At 55.5% G+C, this 17,232-nt stretch carries 14 protein-coding genes; 9 read left to right on the top strand and 5 right to left on the bottom strand.

The annotated features are described in order from the left end of the window. The first annotated feature begins 62 nt into the window (after positions 1-62). Both rssB and rssC read left to right on the top strand, forming a co-directional pair. A complete protein-coding gene (gene rssB, locus RYB66_RS03410) occupies positions 63-1,247 on the top strand; it encodes a two-component system response regulator RssB (RefSeq protein WP_316893814.1) in 1,185 nt (394 codons plus the stop codon). After that, a complete protein-coding gene (gene rssC / locus RYB66_RS03405; RefSeq protein ID WP_002552898.1) occupies positions 1,244-1,729 on the top strand; it encodes an anti-sigma factor antagonist RssC in 486 nt (161 codons plus the stop codon). The genes rssB and rssC overlap by 4 nt, the downstream gene beginning before the upstream one ends. Positions 1,730-1,814: 85 nt before the next feature. On the opposite strand, the gene tal is transcribed toward rssC, so the two are convergent. Both tal and RYB66_RS03395 read right to left on the bottom strand, forming a co-directional pair. Then, positions 1,815-2,741, bottom strand: a complete 927-nt coding sequence (gene tal, locus RYB66_RS03400) for a transaldolase (RefSeq protein WP_004659848.1) — start codon at positions 2,739-2,741, stop codon at positions 1,815-1,817. 208 nt (positions 2,742-2,949) lie between these two features. Then, positions 2,950-5,319 carry a TonB-dependent siderophore receptor gene (locus RYB66_RS03395; protein ID WP_316893811.1) on the bottom strand — a complete coding sequence of 790 codons (2,370 nt, stop codon included), beginning with the start codon at positions 5,317-5,319 and terminating at the stop codon, positions 2,950-2,952. Between the two features lie 240 nt (positions 5,320-5,559). Here RYB66_RS03395 and RYB66_RS03390 point away from each other — a divergent pair, with 240 nt between their 5' ends. From RYB66_RS03390 to RYB66_RS03375, 4 genes are all read left to right on the top strand, one after another. Continuing rightward, positions 5,560-6,804: a M20/M25/M40 family metallo-hydrolase gene (locus RYB66_RS03390; RefSeq protein WP_316893810.1), complete on the top strand. Its 1,245-nt coding sequence runs from the start codon at positions 5,560-5,562 to the stop codon at positions 6,802-6,804. A gap of 134 nt (positions 6,805-6,938) precedes the next feature. After that, positions 6,939-7,382 carry a LexA family protein gene (locus RYB66_RS03385; protein ID WP_029241055.1) on the top strand — a complete coding sequence of 148 codons (444 nt, stop codon included), beginning with the start codon at positions 6,939-6,941 and terminating at the stop codon, positions 7,380-7,382. A 78-nt stretch (positions 7,383-7,460) separates the two neighbouring features. Beyond that, positions 7,461-7,700 carry a hypothetical protein gene (locus tag RYB66_RS03380; RefSeq protein ID WP_002552903.1) on the top strand — a complete coding sequence of 80 codons (240 nt, stop codon included), beginning with the start codon at positions 7,461-7,463 and terminating at the stop codon, positions 7,698-7,700. Between the two features lie 134 nt (positions 7,701-7,834). After that, positions 7,835-8,962, top strand: coding sequence for a sensor histidine kinase (locus tag RYB66_RS03375; protein ID WP_002552904.1), 1,128 nt, complete (start codon positions 7,835-7,837; stop codon positions 8,960-8,962). Between the two features lie 632 nt (positions 8,963-9,594). Here the strand turns inward: RYB66_RS03375 and RYB66_RS03370 are convergent. Further along, positions 9,595-10,134, bottom strand: a complete 540-nt coding sequence (locus RYB66_RS03370; protein WP_316893808.1) for a hypothetical protein — start codon at positions 10,132-10,134, stop codon at positions 9,595-9,597. A gap of 689 nt (positions 10,135-10,823) precedes the next feature. Between RYB66_RS03370 and dusA the strand changes: the two genes are divergently transcribed. Then, entirely contained in the window at positions 10,824-11,843 is a 1,020-nt protein-coding gene (dusA, locus tag RYB66_RS03365) for a tRNA dihydrouridine(20/20a) synthase DusA (RefSeq protein ID WP_316893806.1), read from the top strand. 194 nt (positions 11,844-12,037) lie between these two features. Next, positions 12,038-13,525, top strand: coding sequence for a glucan biosynthesis protein D (locus RYB66_RS03360; RefSeq protein ID WP_316893857.1), 1,488 nt, complete (start codon positions 12,038-12,040; stop codon positions 13,523-13,525). Positions 13,526-13,544: 19 nt separating this feature from the next. Here the strand turns inward: RYB66_RS03360 and RYB66_RS03355 are convergent, their stop codons facing one another. Continuing rightward, positions 13,545-14,951 (bottom strand): glucosyltransferase domain-containing protein, encoded by a 1,407-nt coding sequence (locus RYB66_RS03355; RefSeq protein ID WP_016982468.1) that lies wholly within the window; start codon positions 14,949-14,951, stop codon positions 13,545-13,547. A 121-nt stretch (positions 14,952-15,072) separates the two neighbouring features. Then, complete coding sequence (locus RYB66_RS03350; protein WP_316893804.1) at positions 15,073-16,551, bottom strand: hypothetical protein; 1,479 nt, start codon at positions 16,549-16,551, stop codon at positions 15,073-15,075. 239 nt (positions 16,552-16,790) lie between these two features. On the opposite strand from RYB66_RS03350, the gene RYB66_RS03345 reads away from it, so the two are divergent. Next, entirely contained in the window at positions 16,791-17,222 is a 432-nt protein-coding gene (locus tag RYB66_RS03345) for a universal stress protein (protein ID WP_316893803.1), read from the top strand. Positions 17,223-17,232 lie beyond the last annotated feature (10 nt).

The following is a 17,232-nucleotide window of genomic DNA, read 5'->3' as shown; positions in this document are numbered from 1 at the left end:
GTAAGCTGGTTCCGGAAACACCGGGCCGCCTACGCCAACCTGATCTGGCGCCGTTTGCCCCCATGCCAAAAACCAGTGCCAAGCTGCTGATTATCGATGACGACGACGTAGTGCGCGCGAGCCTTGCCGCCTACCTTGAAGACAGTGGCTTCAGCGTTCTGCAAGCGAGTAATGGCTTGCAGGGAATTCAGATGTTCGAGCAAGAGAACCCCGATCTGGTGGTCTGCGATCTACGCATGCCTGAGATGGGCGGTCTTGAGCTGATCCGTCAGGTCACCGCCATTGCTCCGCAGACGCCTGTCATCGTTGTATCCGGTGCGGGCGTTATGAGCGATGCGGTAGAGGCCTTGCGCCTCGGCGCTGCCGATTATCTGATCAAGCCCCTTGAAGATCTTGCCGTGCTGGAGCATTCAGTGCGTCGGGCGCTGGACAGGGCTCGTCTTCTCACTGAAAACCAGGTCTACCGCGAAAAGCTGGAAAAGGCCAATCGCGAACTCGAAGCCAGTCTTCACCTGTTGCAGGAAGATCAGGATGCCGGTCGGCAAGTGCAGATGAACATGTTGCCGATCACCCCGTGGTCGATTGACGAATTCAAGTTTGCGCATCAGATCATTCCGTCGTTGTACCTGTCCGGCGATTTTGTCGATTACTTCAGGGTCGACGAACGGCGTGTTGCCTTCTACCTGGCAGATGTTTCAGGTCACGGTGCGTCATCGGCATTCATCACGGTGCTGCTGAAGTTCATGACCACGCGGCTGCTGTTTGAGTCCAGGCGCGGCGGAACGCTGCCGGAATTCAAACCGTCTGATGTGCTGGGGCATATCAACCGCGGGCTTATCAGTTGCAAACTGGGCAAGCACGTTACGATGGTCGGCGGTGTTATTGATGAAGAGTCAGGTAAACTGACGTATGCCGTGGGTGGTCATCTGCCACTGCCGGTGTTGTATTCCGAAGGGCAGGCGCGTTATCTGGACGGCCGCGGGCTTCCGGTCGGTTTGTTTAACGAAGCGACCTATCAGGATCACGAAATCGACCTGCCAGCATCCTTCAGTCTGACCATGTTGTCTGATGGCATACTGGATCTGTTGCCCGGTGATACACTCAAAGAGAAAGAAGCCGTCCTTCCCGAGTTGGTCAAGACGGCTGGCGGCAGCCTGGATGGCTTGCAGCGGGTTTTTGAATTGGCAACGCTAGGGGAGATGCCGGATGATATCGCCTTGTTAGTGTTAAGCAGGAATCTTGAATGAGTACCGGTAGAATCCAGTTCGCCGAGCAGGAAGGCACCTTCGTTCTCAAGTTCGTGGGTGAAGTGCGGTTGACGCTGTGTTCGGCCCTGGATGCGACTATCGAGCGTATCTTCACTGCGTTGAATTTCTCGGCGGTGGTCATCGATCTTACCGAGACACGCAGCATTGACAGCACAACGCTTGGCTTGCTGGCCAAACTTTCGATCCTGTCGCGCCAGAAGGTCGGACTGTTGCCGACTCTCGTGACCACTCACGAGGACATCACGCGCCTGTTGCAGTCGATGGGCTTTGATCAGGTGTTCAACATCGTTGACCGGCCCCTGCCGCGGCCTGAGAGCCTGACTGACCTGCCTTCGCAGGATCAGTGCGAGGAAGTGGTCAAGGCCAAGGTACTTGAGGCGCACAAGATCCTCATGGGCCTTAACGACTCGAATCGTGAAGCATTCCATGATCTGGTCAATGCACTGGAAGGTCAGCGCTAGGGGCCATTGGCGTCTGTCCTTCTGATCACTGAACGACAGGCAGCAAAAAGGGCGACACCCGTTAAGGTGTCGCCCTTTTTTGTTATCAGGCTTTTGCGGAGAGCAGCGCTTCCAGCTTTTCCTGATCGCGAGCGAACTGACGAATGCCTTCAGCCAGTTTTTCAGTGGCCATGGCATCTTCATTGGAGGCCCAGCGGAACTGGCTCTCTGTCAGGCTCTGGCGAGCCTCACCGGCATTGCCCGGTGCAAGCTTGCGTTCCAGCGTACCGGTATCTTCAGCCAGTTTCTTGAGCAGGTCGGTGCTGATGGTCAGGCGATCACAGCCCGCCAGCTGTTCGATCTGGTTCAGATTGCGGAAGCTTGCCCCCATGACCACGGTCTTGAAGTCGTTGGCCTTGTAGTAGTTGTAGATGCGCGTCACGGACTGCACACCCGGATCCTCTGCGCCTACGTAGTCGGTGCCTGAAGATTTCTTGTACCAGTCGTAGATACGGCCCACGAACGGAGAAATCAGGAACACGCCAGCCTCGGCACAGGCGATTGCCTGGGCAAAGGAAAACAGCAACGTCAGATTGGTCTGAATGCCGTCCTTCTCCAGCTTCTCAGCGGCACGGATACCTTCCCACGTCGCTGCCAGCTTGATCAGCACTCGATCACGTTTGATACCGGCGGCATCGTAAAGGCCGATCAAGCGCTCGCTGCGCTCAATCAGGGCATTGGTGTCGAACGAGAGGCGTGCGTCCACTTCAGTGGATACGCGGCCCGGAACCACCTTGAGAATTTCCTGACCGATGGCGACTGCAAAGCGGTCGCAGGCCAGGCCGATGTCACCCTTGGCACCGCTGAATGCGTCGGCAAGCATCTGAGCGTTGTTTACGTCGGATGCGGCCTTGAGCAGCAGCGAAGGGTTGGTGGTGGCGTCCTCTGGTTCGAGGCTTTTGATTGCGCCGAAGTCGCCTGTGTCAGCAACAACGGTAGTGAATTTCTTGAGTTGATCCAGCTTGGAAGTCATGAGCGTGCTCTGTCCTGTGCGGTTGGATGACATTACCCGAGCGCTGCCGACCACTCAAGGCCGCAGCGTTTCCTGCTGCCGATGATAGGCCCTGAGGGACGGCATTGTCGTGAATACCTTTGTCGAGACTGTTTTTGAGCCTCGCATGCACTGCTTGTTCCCTTGATGTGAATTTAACGGCTATCAGGTAGCTTGCAGCGTGCAAGAGTCATAGCGACCACTTCAGCGAGACCATCAGGTTGCGCGGGTCACCGTAAACGCCGCTACCGGTCGCCAAGGGAATGCCCTGCCAGTATTTTTCGTCGAATACGTTGTTGAGGTTGACCCGCGCGTCCCAGTGCTCGTCGAAGCGGTAGCCTGCCATCAGTCCCACAACCGCATAGGCGTCCTGCTCGGAGTGGCCGGTGCCGACCCGGTTGTACGTCTCGCTTTGCGCCAGAACGTCGGCACCCACGCGCCATTTGTTCAGGTTGCCGGGCAGGTGATAGGACGTTGCTGCCTTGAATAGGTGTTTCGGTTGATTGGGCGCAAACAGGTCGCCCTTGTCATTGGTGCGGTCCTTGACGTACTGGCTCAACACCAGTGTGTAGGAGGCGGAAGCCTGCCAGTCAGGTGTCAGCTGGCCGCTGATTTCTGCGTCGATCCCTCGGCTGCGCACTTCACCGGCTGCTTCGTAGCAGACGCGATTCTGCTGCTGGCAAGTGACTGGCGGATTGACGATGGCGTACGCGCGGTTTTCCTGGGTCATGTCGAAGACTGCCAGCGATGCGTTCAGACCACCGTCGAAGTATTCGCCTTTCAGGCCGATTTCGTAACTTTCGCCCGTCATCGGGTCCAATACGCCGCCTCCCACATCCAGCTGGTTCTGCGGCTTGAAGATCTCGGTATAGCTTGCGTAGGCCGAGTAGGTATCGTTCAGGTCATAGACGATGCCGGCATAAGGCGTGACCTCACGAATGACTTTGTAGTCACCATTGCTGGCCGAACGATTCTGATAGTCGTACCAGCTTACCCGGCTGCCGACGATAACGTGCAATGGATCAATCGGGTTGAAACGTGCGGCGGCGTAGACGCCTTCCTCGGTGGCGGTGTTCTGATTGACGTAGGCGGTACGCGTGGCAGGGTCCGGTTTTGCAATGAGATTGGGGTTGAAGGTGTAGATATCGACCGGCGTGGAGCCGTAAAAGCCGCCTTTCTGGTCAAACTTTTCTTCGCGCCGACTGACGCCGAGCATCAGCTCGTGCTGCCGGCCAAACAGCTGGAATGGACCGGACAGCGAACCATCCAGACTGGTCTGCACGTCTGTGGTGTCGTACTCGCCAGCCGCCTGGCCGTAACCGGTGCCACTGGCGGTCAGGTAGTTGGAGTACATGTCGGATTCAGCCCAGATTCTGGTCGCCGCCAGTTTGCTGCTCCAGCCGTTGTCGAAGCGATGAGTCAGGTCCGTGAAAACACTGACGTTTTCCCTGTCCCAATACGCCCAGTCGTTACTGAGGAAGGTGGAACGTGGCAGGTGAAGGTTTTCACCGTTAGGGCCGGATGGCAGGCTGCCCCAGTCCGACGTTGCATCATCGCGCTGCTTCGAGGCCCCGATGGTCCAGGTGGTCGACTCGTTAAGGTCGGCTTCCAGAACGCCATAGAACGTCTGACGCTCTTTATCGCGCTCATCGACAAAACTGTTGCCCGTTTCATAGGCTGCCACCACCCGGCCACGTAACGTACCGGAATCGTTGAGCCTATTCGACGCGTCCACCTCGGTACGGTAGCGGTCCCAGCTCCCGGCGCTGGTGGTCACGCTGACTTGCGGGGTAGCAGTAGGGCGCTTGCGAATCAGATTGAGTGTCGCCGAGGGGCTGCCTGCACCGGTCATCAGCCCCGTAGCGCCGCGTACCACTTCAACGCGGTCGTACAAGGCCAGGTCAGCACCGGAGATGGTGTCCAGTGTAAAGGTGCTGACGATGGTCGGCAGACCGTCATACATCAGGTTATCGATGGTAAAGCCGCGCGCCAGAAACTGCTGACGGTCCGAGCCGAATTTGCGCAGTGTCACGCCGGGTGCATATTTGACGACATCATTGAGGTCGTTCATGCCCTGATCTTCAATTCGCTGGCGAGTGATCACGCTTACCGACTGCGGCGTCTCGCGAATCGAAAGGGGCAACCCGGTCGCGCTGCTCATCGAGCCCGTGGTGTACGAACCGCTGCCTTCTGTGGTGGCCATTCCTGCAATGCCCGCCTGAGCGCTGATGTCCACGTTGCCCAGCGTCATCGAGCCACCGCTCGATGGCTGGAACACCCTCACAGCATTGCCCTGTGCCTGCGTATCTAGGCCGCTGCCCAACAGTAGCTGATTCAATGCCTGAGCCGGTTCCAGGCTGCCGCTAATGGCTGGAGCCTGCTTGCTTGCAATCAATTTGTCATCCACTGATATCTGCATACCGCTCGCTTGGCTCAGCTGTGCGAGCGATCTGGAAAGCGCCTGTGCAGGCAGATCGAGTTGAACGGGACTGGCCAGAGCGGCGGCCGACAGACCGAGAGTCACAAGGCTGGCCAACGAAGGTAGAAGCGGACGAAGCATTGGGGTAATTCCTGCAGGAACTGGGACGTGGCGGGACACCTGGATGATGGTGTGCTGGCTGGCAGGTCGTGACAGACGGCAGCGGAGGGCGAGACTAACAAATTTTTCACATTTTATTAAATGCTAATCACTATCAGTTACATTCTCATACATATCTGTCTGATGAGACTCGTTTGTAGCGTCGAGCAGTGCATTGGGGTAAAGATGCTGTTCAACTCGCGATGATCTGAAGGAGCCAGCATGCATTCACGACGTTTCCCCATCACTGCCGCAATCGGCTTTTCATTGTTTTCCATGGGCGTCATCGCCGCCGAGCTGCCATCTGATCTGTTACTGAAAAAAGCCCAGGCCGAACAACAGTCCTACCTCAAAACCGTCCGGCAACTCGTGGATATCGATACGGGCACTGGTCAGGCACCCGGACTGAAAACAGTCAGCGCGATGCTGGTGGAGCGTCTCAAGGCATTGGGTGCCGAAGTTTCCACCACGCCGGCAGACCCTTCTGCGGGTGACAACATCGTCGGCAGGTTCAAAGGTAATGGCAGCCGGTCCTTTCTGTTGATGGTCCACTACGACACAGTCTTCGGGCCGGGCACTGCCGCGAAACGCCCGTTCAGGCTCGACAGCGAACGCGCCTATGGCCCCGGTGTGGCAGATGCGAAGGGCGGTGTTGCGATGATTCTGCATTCTCTGCAACTGCTGCAGGACCAGAATTTCAAGGATTTCGGCACGCTCACCGTGCTTTTCAACCCGGACGAGGAGACCGGCTCCAGCGGGTCGAAAAAAGTCATAGCCGAACTCGCTCGTCAGCATGACTACGTGTTTTCGTATGAGCCGCCTGACAAAGACGCCGTGACTGTCGCCACCAATGGCATTAATGGCCTGCTCCTCGACGTCAAAGGCAAGTCGTCACACGCAGGCTCGGCCCCTGAAGCCGGGCGCAACGCGGCCATCGAGCTGGCGCACCAACTGCTGCAACTCAAGGACCTTGGCGATCCGGGCAAGGGTACGACCGTCAACTGGACGCTTGTCAAAGGCGGTGAGAAGCGCAACATCATCCCGTCCAGCGCTTCGGCCGAGGCGGACATGCGCTACTCCGATCTGAGCGAGAGCGACAGGGTGCTCGCTGACGGTCAGCGGATTGTGAAGAAAACCCTCGTTGATGGCACCGAAGTGACCTTGCGCATGGAGAAAGGCCGTCCGCCACTGGCCAGGAACCCTGGTTCCGAGCAACTGGCGAAAACCGCGCAGACGCTCTATGAAAAAATAGGTCGCAGTATCGAGCCGATCGCCATGCGCTTCGGCACCGATGCGGGCTACGCCTACGTACCGGGCAGCGCAAAGCCTGCCGTGCTGGAAACCATGGGCGTTGTCGGGGCTGGCTTGCATGCGGACGATGAGTACATCGAACTGTCGAGCATCGCGCCCAGGCTTTACCTGACAGTGGCGCTGATTACCCGATTGTCGCAAGACGAAGCGCCGTGACAGTACGCGAGCATTGACCGTGCATCGGGTTGAGTCCACACCATTTGTCGATGTGTCAGGTCGTGGAGATTGACCTGGCCCCTGATAAACGATTAACTGTATATGTATACAGCTAATCATAAAAGGCTCGTCCCATGAGTGTCACATTCCTTGGCCCCTTGTCGGCAGGGGGCATCAAGCTCCCTTTGCTATCCTTGTCATCCGTCGGCTCCAGGTCGCCAGTGGTCGAGAAGCATGTCTCTATCGCAGAGCTTTGTGAGGTCCGTGAGCCGCACGTTTATCTGGCCAGGGTCGAGGATGAAGGGATGCAGGGAGGCGGCATGCGCACCGGTGACATGCTGGTTGTCGACCGCAGTCAGTACGCCGAGCACGGTGACATCGTCGTCGCCTCACTCAACGCAAGGCAGATGTGTCGGCGTTTGCACATGCGTGGCGACGTCGTGATCCTCAAGTCCGAACACCCGGATTATCCACCACTGCATGTCACTGACCATGACGACCTGATCATTCTGGGTGTGGTGACCTACAGCCTGAAAAACCTTCTTGAAGGGCGCACCGCCTCTTCAGCTCATCGATGAGCGGGCTCATGGCCTTGCATTGCACGCTTCACCGTGATCTGCTGCCGACCCTATAGTTTTAACCCGGAAATTGAGCGAATGCAGGAACAACTTGACCAGTTACGGCTCCCCAAGGCTGTCCAGGGGGCTATCAGTGATCTGGTAAGAGCGCTCGAGGCAACCAGCACCCGCGCTGACGTGGAGGCCGAAGGGGCGTTGCAGATCGAATACATTCACGGTCTTGAGACAAGCAGAAAACTGCGTCCCGCCGATGCCGAGGCGCTCTACATCATTTTTGACGACGCAGTTCAGGCTCGTTTACAAGCGCTTTCCGATTAGCTCCGGGCCTCGATATTTTCCTGGTCTGCGTGAAATTCATTTAACAAATGTATCCGTCTTTTTGATCGGAATTGTTGTTTAACTCGCCCCACGAATCTGCAATTCGCGGGGTTCATTTTCGGGTTTTAATTGCTATGCGGTTATCGGGCTTCATCCTTGAGAACATCGAGCCTATTGTACTGGAGTGGACCGACTTCGCGCGCACCATGTCCACGCTCGGCGAGCCTCTGGATACCAAGGAGCTCAGAGATCACGCCGAGCAGATGCTTCGGGCCATTGCCACCGATTTGAGGACTGATCAGTCGTCGCAGCAACAGGTCGAAAAATCTCAGGGCCAGGTCGTATCGCAAGAAGACACCGCGGCGAAAAGCCATGCGATCACTCGTTTGATGTCAGGTTTCACCATCGATCAGGTGGTCTCGGAGTTTCGAGCGTTACGCGCGAGCGTGATAAAACAATGGATGATGCGCGCGACCTCGGACACCCAGCAGCAGATGGAGGACATGATCCGCTTCAACGAAGCAATAGATCAGGCTCTCGCGGAATCCATCTCCAGCTATACCGGTGCGGTTCAGGCCTCGCGCAATATCTTTCTGGGCATCCTCGGGCACGACTTGCGCACACCGTTAAGTGCCATATTGCTGGGTGCAGACGTGCTGTTGCGTACCAATGACCTGGGCGCGCGGCCGACCAAGGTGGCATCAAGGATCTACTCAAGCGTGAAACGAGCCAATCAGATCGTTGGCGATCTGCTCGACTTCACACGCTCACAGATCGGTCCCGGCATTCCGTTGAAAAAGACTCAGACAGACATCCAGCCCGTCTGTGCTCGCATCGTTGACGAATCGCGTACGGTCAATCCAGAGGCGGATATTCACCTCACTTCCAACGATCCGGTCATTGGCAATTTTGATGGTGATCGCCTGGAGCAGGTCTTCTCGAACCTCATTGGCAATGCCATACAACACGGCAACAGCCGCGACCCTGTCGAGGTAACGCTGGCAGCTTCTGACGGCACACTTCAGTTCACCGTGCACAACACAGGCAGTCCAATTCCCGAAGACGTGCTTCCTTTCATCTTCAACCCGATGGATCGCTACTCGCCCGAGAAAATGACTGACAACGGTCCCTACTCAAGCCTTGGGCTTGGCTTGTTCATCGTCGCCAAGATCGTCGATGCCCATGGCGGGCGTATTGAAGTGACATCAAAAGCGGATCTTGGGACTACCTTTGCGGTGTTTATTCCGTTGAATGCGGAGTGAGCCCCCGACAGATGGAGTGCGCTTACCGTGTTAGTTACCACCTGTGCAGTTTTGCAAATCCAGGTGTTCTCCAAGCCAAATAAGTGTAACAACCTCACTCAACGAATACTCATGCGCTCCAAGCAGATAGTCTGTCCTGGCTGTGACGATAAAATAGGCATTAGGCGCATGGACTGCCTAACTGGCAGCACGCTTACCTCACACCACGCATTGGGCATGACGAATAACTCATCGTGTTCATGTGGTTTTCTGAATGCTTGAGTAGTGTTCACGGCGACTCCCTGAGAGCGCAATGTTAGTACCTTCACAATAGACAGGATTAAAAAAGTTAGGGTGGTTACAAAGGTTAAGCAGGCAAAAGGTAGCGCATATGAGATGCTTTATTCACTTTATCTCACGTGCGTCGGCTGATGGGAAGAATTGCTTCTGCCGAGTTATTTTCTTCCTGTACCACCGCCTTAATGGTGGATACCTTCCCTGTGCTTGCTACAGCGGCGCGTCTGTGCGTGGAAGCTCTTGTATGGCCCCACGCTACGGCCATGCAAATGCGCCATTTTTATTCGCCGTCTTTTAATGAGCGTTTTTCGGATGCCTATTTGTCGCGTCACTGAAGCTTTCGTGGCAAACATGACTCAGTATTTCAAACGACTGCCCAATTTGATTGGGTTTTTATTGTCGATATTTTTTCCCGCAGCTGCCAAGAAATCGTGAAGTATGGAAAGAGCACCGCTAAACATTAACGTCATGATGATGTAACCAATAACATCCAGGTGCTGGTTAGGCAAAAGTTGAACGGTGTTTTTAAATAAAACGACTGCGTAAAAGCCTATGAGTGCGCCCAGTCCTGTCCTTAGCATTGTCAAAAAGCTTGCGCCAACCTCTGCAAAAATCTTATAGATGAATCGGAAACTTTCCACCGCAGCGTCTGACCTAAAACGCAGCGCAAATTTTAAAGCGCACACCAGTAAGTAGGGGATTAAAAGTGTGAAGTAATGCTTTATCAATGCTTCGGGCGCCAAGAGCATAGAGAAGGCATCATCAATTTCTTTTTCCGTGCTTGAATACTCCAGAATGGGAATGGTCCCAAGCAGAAAACCCACGATGAGCTCTGTTGGGAGCTTTTTTGCGTAGGCAATACTTTCAGTTTTTAAATTGTTGGTTCTTTTTCTCATGATTCTCCTGAATGGGCTTGTCAGCCTCAAATGTTTGTACTGGCTGAAGAGGTGACTGAGACGATTGCCGCAGCGTTCGACCAATCCACTGTCCTCTCAGCTTACTCTTGCAAGTCCAACCATCGCCTCTGCTCTGTGCTCTAAGTGGAGCTCAGCGCCTCGTTCGTATCCTGTGAGGGCTTGCTTTGGCCCTTTGGCTAAAAAATACGTAACGCCGCTCATACACCTCCGGCGTCAGATCCAATCAGGTCAATACGTTGGTTTCGTGCATTTCCTGCCACTGCTCTGACGCGGCACCATTTGAACTACCGATAGGCTTACAGCTGTCATAGGCTACACCTGTAGCGCGTGTCGGCCTGTCAAAATGTAGCCCGGTCGCCGATCTGCATCAGCACGAAGGCCAGCGGTTACCGTTTGAGATATCGAGCAGAGTTTGACTTCTATCCCCACTGGGCCTTGACCTGAGCCACCTACTGCACTCCACAGCCTGCCTTCCTGTTAAACTGCCGCGCATTCCTGACAATCCGTATCTGCGCCGTGAGACCAGTGGTTTTACCGTTGCGTTTACGTGCTGTGATCGTACCCATCTCACATTGCTACATTTCCAGCGTCGGTTGCTACATTGTGGCAACCGCTTGCTGAAAATGTAGCAACCCGGGTAGGAGCGGCTGCATAAAAGATCAATTCACATGACAACTGAAAACCACGAAACCCCTGCAATCATTGGCCAATCAGCCACCACGCTGTCCCGTCGCTTCTCCGTCGCCCCGATGATGGATTGGACCGACCACCATTGTCGCTACTTCATGCGCAAGCTCTCAAAGCATGCCTTGCTGTACACCGAAATGGTCACCACCGGTGCCTTGCTGCACGGCGACCGTGAGCGGTTCTTGCGTCATGACGAGACCGAGCACCCGTTGGCGTTGCAGCTGGGCGGCAGCACGGCGGCGGACTTGGCTGCCTGTTCCCGGTTGGCTGAGGAGGCGGGCTACGACGAGGTCAATCTGAACGTCGGTTGCCCAAGCGACCGGGTGCAGAACAACATGATCGGCGCATGCTTGATGGCGCATCCTGAGTTGGTGGCGGATTGCGTGAAGGCGATGCGCGATGCGGTTGGTATTCCAGTTACGGTCAAGCACCGGATCGGTATCAATGGCCGCGACAGCTACGCCGAGTTGTCTGATTTCGTCGGCAAGGTTCATGAGGCCGGTTGCGAGAGTTTTACGGTTCACGCGCGCATCGCGATTCTGGAGGGCCTGTCGCCTAAGGAAAACCGCGATATTCCGCCGCTGCGTTATGACGTGGTCGCGCAACTGAAGTCTGACTTTCCTGACCTGGAGATTGTACTCAACGGCGGCATCAAGACGCTGGACCAGTGCGGCGAGCATTTGCAGACCTTCGACGGCGTCATGCTGGGGCGTGAGGCTTATCACAACCCGTATCTGTTGGCGCATGTTGATCAGCAGTTGTTCGGCAGTACAGCACCGGCCATCAGCCGTCATGAAGCGTTGGAAGCGATGCGGCCTTACATTGCGGCGCATATTGCCAGCGGCGGCAATATGCACCATGTCACCCGGCACATGCTCGGGCTTGGTTTGGGGTTCCCCGGCGCACGGCGTTTCCGTCAGTTGCTGTCGGTTGATATACACAAGGCCGAAAATCCCATGCTGTTGCTGGATCAGGCAGCGGCGTTCCTCGAGGGGCATTGAGTTAATCGGACGAACTGAACGGGTGGCTTTGGCGGGCTGATCTATGCTCAGGTCTACCGCCCACCAGATCCACCCCCACCAGGTCACTCCCCACCATGTTGAATCGACGAAACTTTCTCGAGTTTTCTTCGATATCTGCTCTGTTGTTCGTATCAGGTATCCCTTCTTCCTCACAGGCTGACGAGCCGCTGAAAATGGCCGATAGCGAGCCCTTTTCGTTCGATCTTTTAGTGCAGCGCGCAAAAGAGGCCGCCTCACAGCCGTATATTGTGCCGTCAACTCTTTCGGCGGAGGTACTGGCGAAACTGGACTATGACGCTCACGGCAAGATTCGCTTCAAGCCGGAGTACGCATTGTTCGCGGAGGGACCGGGGCAGTTTCCGGTCACTTTTTTCCATCCGGGGAAGTTCTTCCCCAAGCCTGTGCGGCTCTATGTCGTCGATAAGGGGGCTGCCAAGGAAATTCTCTACGATCAGGCGTATTTCGACATGCCCGAAGACAGCCCTGCGCGTCAGTTGACTCAGGGTGTTGGCTTTGCCGGGTTTCGCTTTCAGGAAAGTCGAACAGGCGATCAGAAAAAACTGGATTGGCGTAATAACGATTGGACGGCTTTTCTCGGCGCTGCGTACTTTCGTGCCATTGGCGAGCTGTATCAATATGGACTTTCCGCACGGGGTATTGCGCTGGATGTCGCCCAGCCCGAGCGTGCGGAAGAATTTCCCGATTTCACTCACTTCTGGTTTGAATCGCCGGATAGCAATACATCCGACTCGGTCGTTGTCTATGCACTGCTTTACGGGCCGAGTATCTGTGGGGCGTATCGCTTTGCCATACAGCGGGGCAAAGGGGTGGTGATGGAGGTCGAGGCCGCACTGTTCATGCGCGGCGAAGTGCAAAGGTTCGGCATCGCGCCGATCAGTTCGATGTACTGGTTCAGCGAACAGGCCAAGAAAACAGCTGCTGACTGGCGGCCCGAGGTGCATGACTCCGACGGACTGGCGATCTGGACCGGTGCAGGCGAGCGAATATGGCGACCGTTGAACAACCCGCCGAGAACCATGGCATCTGCGTTCAGTGACAATAACCCGCGAGGTTTCGGTCTGCTGCAGCGGGATCGCGAATTCAGCCATTACCTGGATGGCGTGCATTATGAACGGCGGCCGAGCCTGTGGATCGAGCCCTTGGGCGATTGGGGGAAAGGCGCCGTACAGTTGGTTGAAATTCCCACTGACGATGAGATCCACGACAATATCGTCGCCATGTGGGTGCCTGAAAAACCGGCAGGCCCCGGAACAGATTACCGGCTGCGTTATCGTCTGCACTGGCTGGCGGACGAGCCATACCCCGGTGAGTTGGCACATTGCATGGCGACGCGCTTCGGTAATGGAGGCCGGCCCGGACAGACGCGACCGCAAGGCGTGCGAAAATTTGTCGTCGAATTTCAGGGCCGCACTCTGGAAAACGTGCCGTTCAATACGTTTCCGGAAGCGGTATTGTCCAGCTCAAGAGGGACTTTCTCCAATATTTTCACTGAGGCGGTGCCTGACGGTATGGCGGGGCATTGGCGGGCGCAATTCGACCTGACGGTAGAAGGTGCAGAACCGGTAGACATGCGTCTGTATCTGCGGCTGGGTGAGCAGACGTTAACCGAGAGCTGGCTGTACCAATACCATCCATCCTGACGGATGAGGCCCGATGCGGTCAGTGCTCTGGATGATAGTCCTGCGGCTCGGTGATTTTTTTGAGTACCAGATAACCCGTATTTTCAGACAGGTGAACGCGATAAAGCGGCCTGATCAGCACCGGGGGCTGAAGATGTTCACCGACTGGCGGTTCGGTATATTTATGGACATTGATGATGCCGGTTCTCGGCAGTGCTTCCGGCAGCGTCAGGTAATGAGTATTCAGTAGGTAACCCAGTACCGGTAAGACGTTTGAGGCCGACTGCGCCGCGGGCAACCAGTTTTGCAAATAGAACCCTCGCAAATGTATACGCTCCAGCGTTCTCGACTGTGATAGCGCGTCGATGTCGTAGGCAATGCTTCGTGCAACATGCTGGCCCAGCTCTTTTTGCGCGCTCAGAACATTCCCGTAGACAAACGAAAGCGAGAGCATGCCCGCCAGTGGCAGGACGATAAACAGTCTGGGTAACAGCGTTTCCGGCGGGCAGGAACGTTCGTAAAGATAGAGCGCTGCGACAATCAGTATCGAAAAACCGGTCAGGGTTCGGGCCTCCGGGATGAAGTCTTTGAGCATCAGGGTTGTACCCGATACAAGAAATATCAGCAGTGGGGCGGTGACCAGAAATATGAAAAACACGCCCACTCTGCGCCAGAGGGGCTCGGAATATTGCAGCAGGGCTGTCGCGATGGAAATGAGTTTCACAGTGGCAACAAGGGTGATAATCGTGGCGGTCATTTCAAGTAACTCACCGTGCACGAGCAGTGCTATTTGCTGAGCCAGAAACTGTATACGGTCATCTAACTCCTGTAACGCGCCCTGATTTATATTCAGCAGATGCGTGCGGCTGCCTTTGATGAACGGTATCGCCAGGCACGCATAAATCAGAAGCCCCATTGCCAGGATGATCAGTTGGCTCAGTAGTGAAGAGAACAAGGCGTTGAACGTCTTTCTCACCTCGACGCTGCGAATAAACTCAATACAGTACAGGCCCACTAAAACATTGAGTGCCGGCTGATAGAGTGCAAGCGCTGCAGCCACCCATAAGGCCGCTTTCCAACTGCTTTTCAACGGCTTGCAGGTCGAATGCAGCAGTGCCTCCACCGCCAGGCACAGGCTCAGTACCATCCCAGGACCGTCGTATTGGTAAGACAGGTTCTGCAGGAAGAAGGGGTTGTACAGAACAGGCAACACAATCAGGCAGTTCAGCGCGGTAGGGCGGCTAAAGTAATGATGCGCCAAGCGGGTCAGGGATACCGCCAGCAGGCCAGTGGTCAGCAATAACGGCAGCGGGAACAGATTGATCGCGCCTGACGAAAAACCGAGCACCATATAAAGCAGGTCTACGCCGGGGCGGCCTTGTTCTGTCCAGCGACCCTGTGCAAGTTGCGACCTCCAGTAGTCATCGGCGTAAGTCTGGTCGGCCATGAGAAACGGAACTATGTACAGCAGGCTTGCCCCGAGCAGTAGCCAATATGAGTGTTGCCAGGAAAGTGCTTGACTCAGCCATCTGATAGGGGGCATGGGAAGTGTCGCTGCGGAAAGTGGGTTACGGTTCCCAGATATAAGTATCGGGGGTTGTAATTTTTTTCATGACGATGCAGCCGGTCTGCTGATGAACCTTAATGCTGTAGAACGTGCGATCAACTATCGGTGCACTGGACGTCAGGTCCTGTGCAGTGCATGGCGATGTCAGCCATTCACCGCGAGTGATACCAACGCGTTGCAGTCTTGCAGGTGTCGCGCGCTCGTCGACATTCATGATGTATTTGATCGCAGGAAGTTTTTCGAAGGTCCCGCTGGCCGCTGGCAGCCAGTTTTGAAGTGGCTGACTGTCGAAGTGAAAAGTGTCTATATTTTGCAGATCAGGCAGGGTGTCGATGTCGTAGGCAAGGCTGAAAAGTACATAAGTGCCGAGCTCTTTCTGCAGGATCAGCACCCTGGCGTAGGCATAAGAAAAGGACAGCATGCACACGACCGGCAGGATCAGCACCAGACGCACTGCATCATGCTGTTTCCAGGCATGCGTGTTGATCAGGAAAAAAAGCGCGATCAGCAGTGTCGAGAATCCCGTCAATGTTCCGGCCCGGCCGGCGAAATCATTCGCCAACAAGGCTGTTCCGGGAATCAGCAGCAAGAGTGCAACAGACAGGCTCAGGTAAAAGAGGACAGCGACTGCCTTGTGGGCAACGCCGTTCGGTCGCCTGAATGCATTGAGTACGTGGCTGACGTAACCAGGTAGCGCAACCAGTAAAAGCGCGATAGCCAGCCAGGTGGTGCCTGTGTTGAACAAAAATCCCACGTTCTGGTGGAGCAGGGCCAGCCGCCTGATTATTTCCGCAAGCCAGTGACTGTCCATTGTCAGCAAGTCGTATGCGCCGACCGTCGCGTAAAGGCACAATCCGCACAACAACTGCGTCAGCCTGATCATCAGTAGCCTGCCAATGAAACCCGGAATGCGCTGCTGTATCAGCGCTCTCATGCATTCAACGCAACAGAGGCCGAGGAAAACATTGAGGCTTGTTGTACTGGACGCCAGTGCGCAGGCGATCATCAGGCCTGGAATGGCCAGTTTTCTGACCATTGCGGGGGAGTCATAAACAATTGCGAAAACGATCAAAGCGATGCCCAGCGCAATGATCGGGCCGTCGTAGTGGCTAGAAAGGCTTTGCAGGAGGAACGGGTTGTACCAAAGCGGCAGTACCACCAGACAGTCAATCACTGTGGGCGTCGCAAAGCAGTCACGCACCCACTTGAACATGGCCCACGAAATCAGCGCTGTAGCGATTAACAGTGGCAGTGGGAAGAGTTCGGGTGCGCCGGTTGTAAAGGTCAGCGCGCGATAGGCGAGGGTGGCAAGTGGATATCCTTGCTCTGCCCATTGCCCCTGAGCATTGCTTGAGATCCGGTCATCTTCGGCAGAGGGCGCATTGGCGAGCAGTAACGGCAGAATATAGAAAACGTTGGCAGCCAGGATGAATAGCAGCGTGGCCTGTTTCGAGAGGCGTTTGTTCCAATGGGCAGTCATTGACTGATCGTTCCATGAGACCGATACCGCCACTGCCGGTCGTTGCTGGCACTACTGCACTCACTCTAGAAGAATAAATGCCTTCGTCAAATCAAATCATCTTCCAGCCCATCGTGTGTTGCGGTCGCAGAGGTGTAGGCCAGCACACATTGCCCTGAATCAACAAGCTGCCGTTCAGCAGTGGTTGCCTGCCAGTCAACGGATTATATTGATCGCATACCCCCTCAAGGAAAGCGCACATGCACAAAGTTTTGGTTCCCTTCGACGGCTCCGAGCACGCCATGCGTGCCTTGGGCTATGTCATCGAATTGTCTAGCGACCTCACCAAATCGCTTGAGGTGCATATCCTCAATGTGCAGGCCAGCCCCATTGATTACAGCCTTTATCTGGCCCCCGACATGATTGATGGTGTGAAGGCCGGGCTGACCAATGAAGGCAAGCGGGTGCTCGATGATGCGATTGCGCTGCTGACCGCAGCGGGCGTGCCGTTCCAGGCCCACGTCGAGCTGGGCAACGTCGCCGAGCAGGTAGAAGCCGAGGTTCAGCGATTGGGGTGTGATGCTGTGGTCATGGGCACCCGCGGGCTAGGCAACTTTGGCGGCCTGCTACTGGGCTCGGTAGCCACGCGGGTGATCCATGAAGTGTCAGTGCCGGTGACGCTCATCAAATAAATAAAGACGC

The organism is Pseudomonas syringae group sp. 243L2, from assembly GCF_032587875.1.
Lineage (GTDB): Bacteria > Pseudomonadota > Gammaproteobacteria > Pseudomonadales > Pseudomonadaceae > Aquipseudomonas > Aquipseudomonas amygdali.
This window is presented reverse-complemented; position numbering and strand designations above follow the sequence as displayed.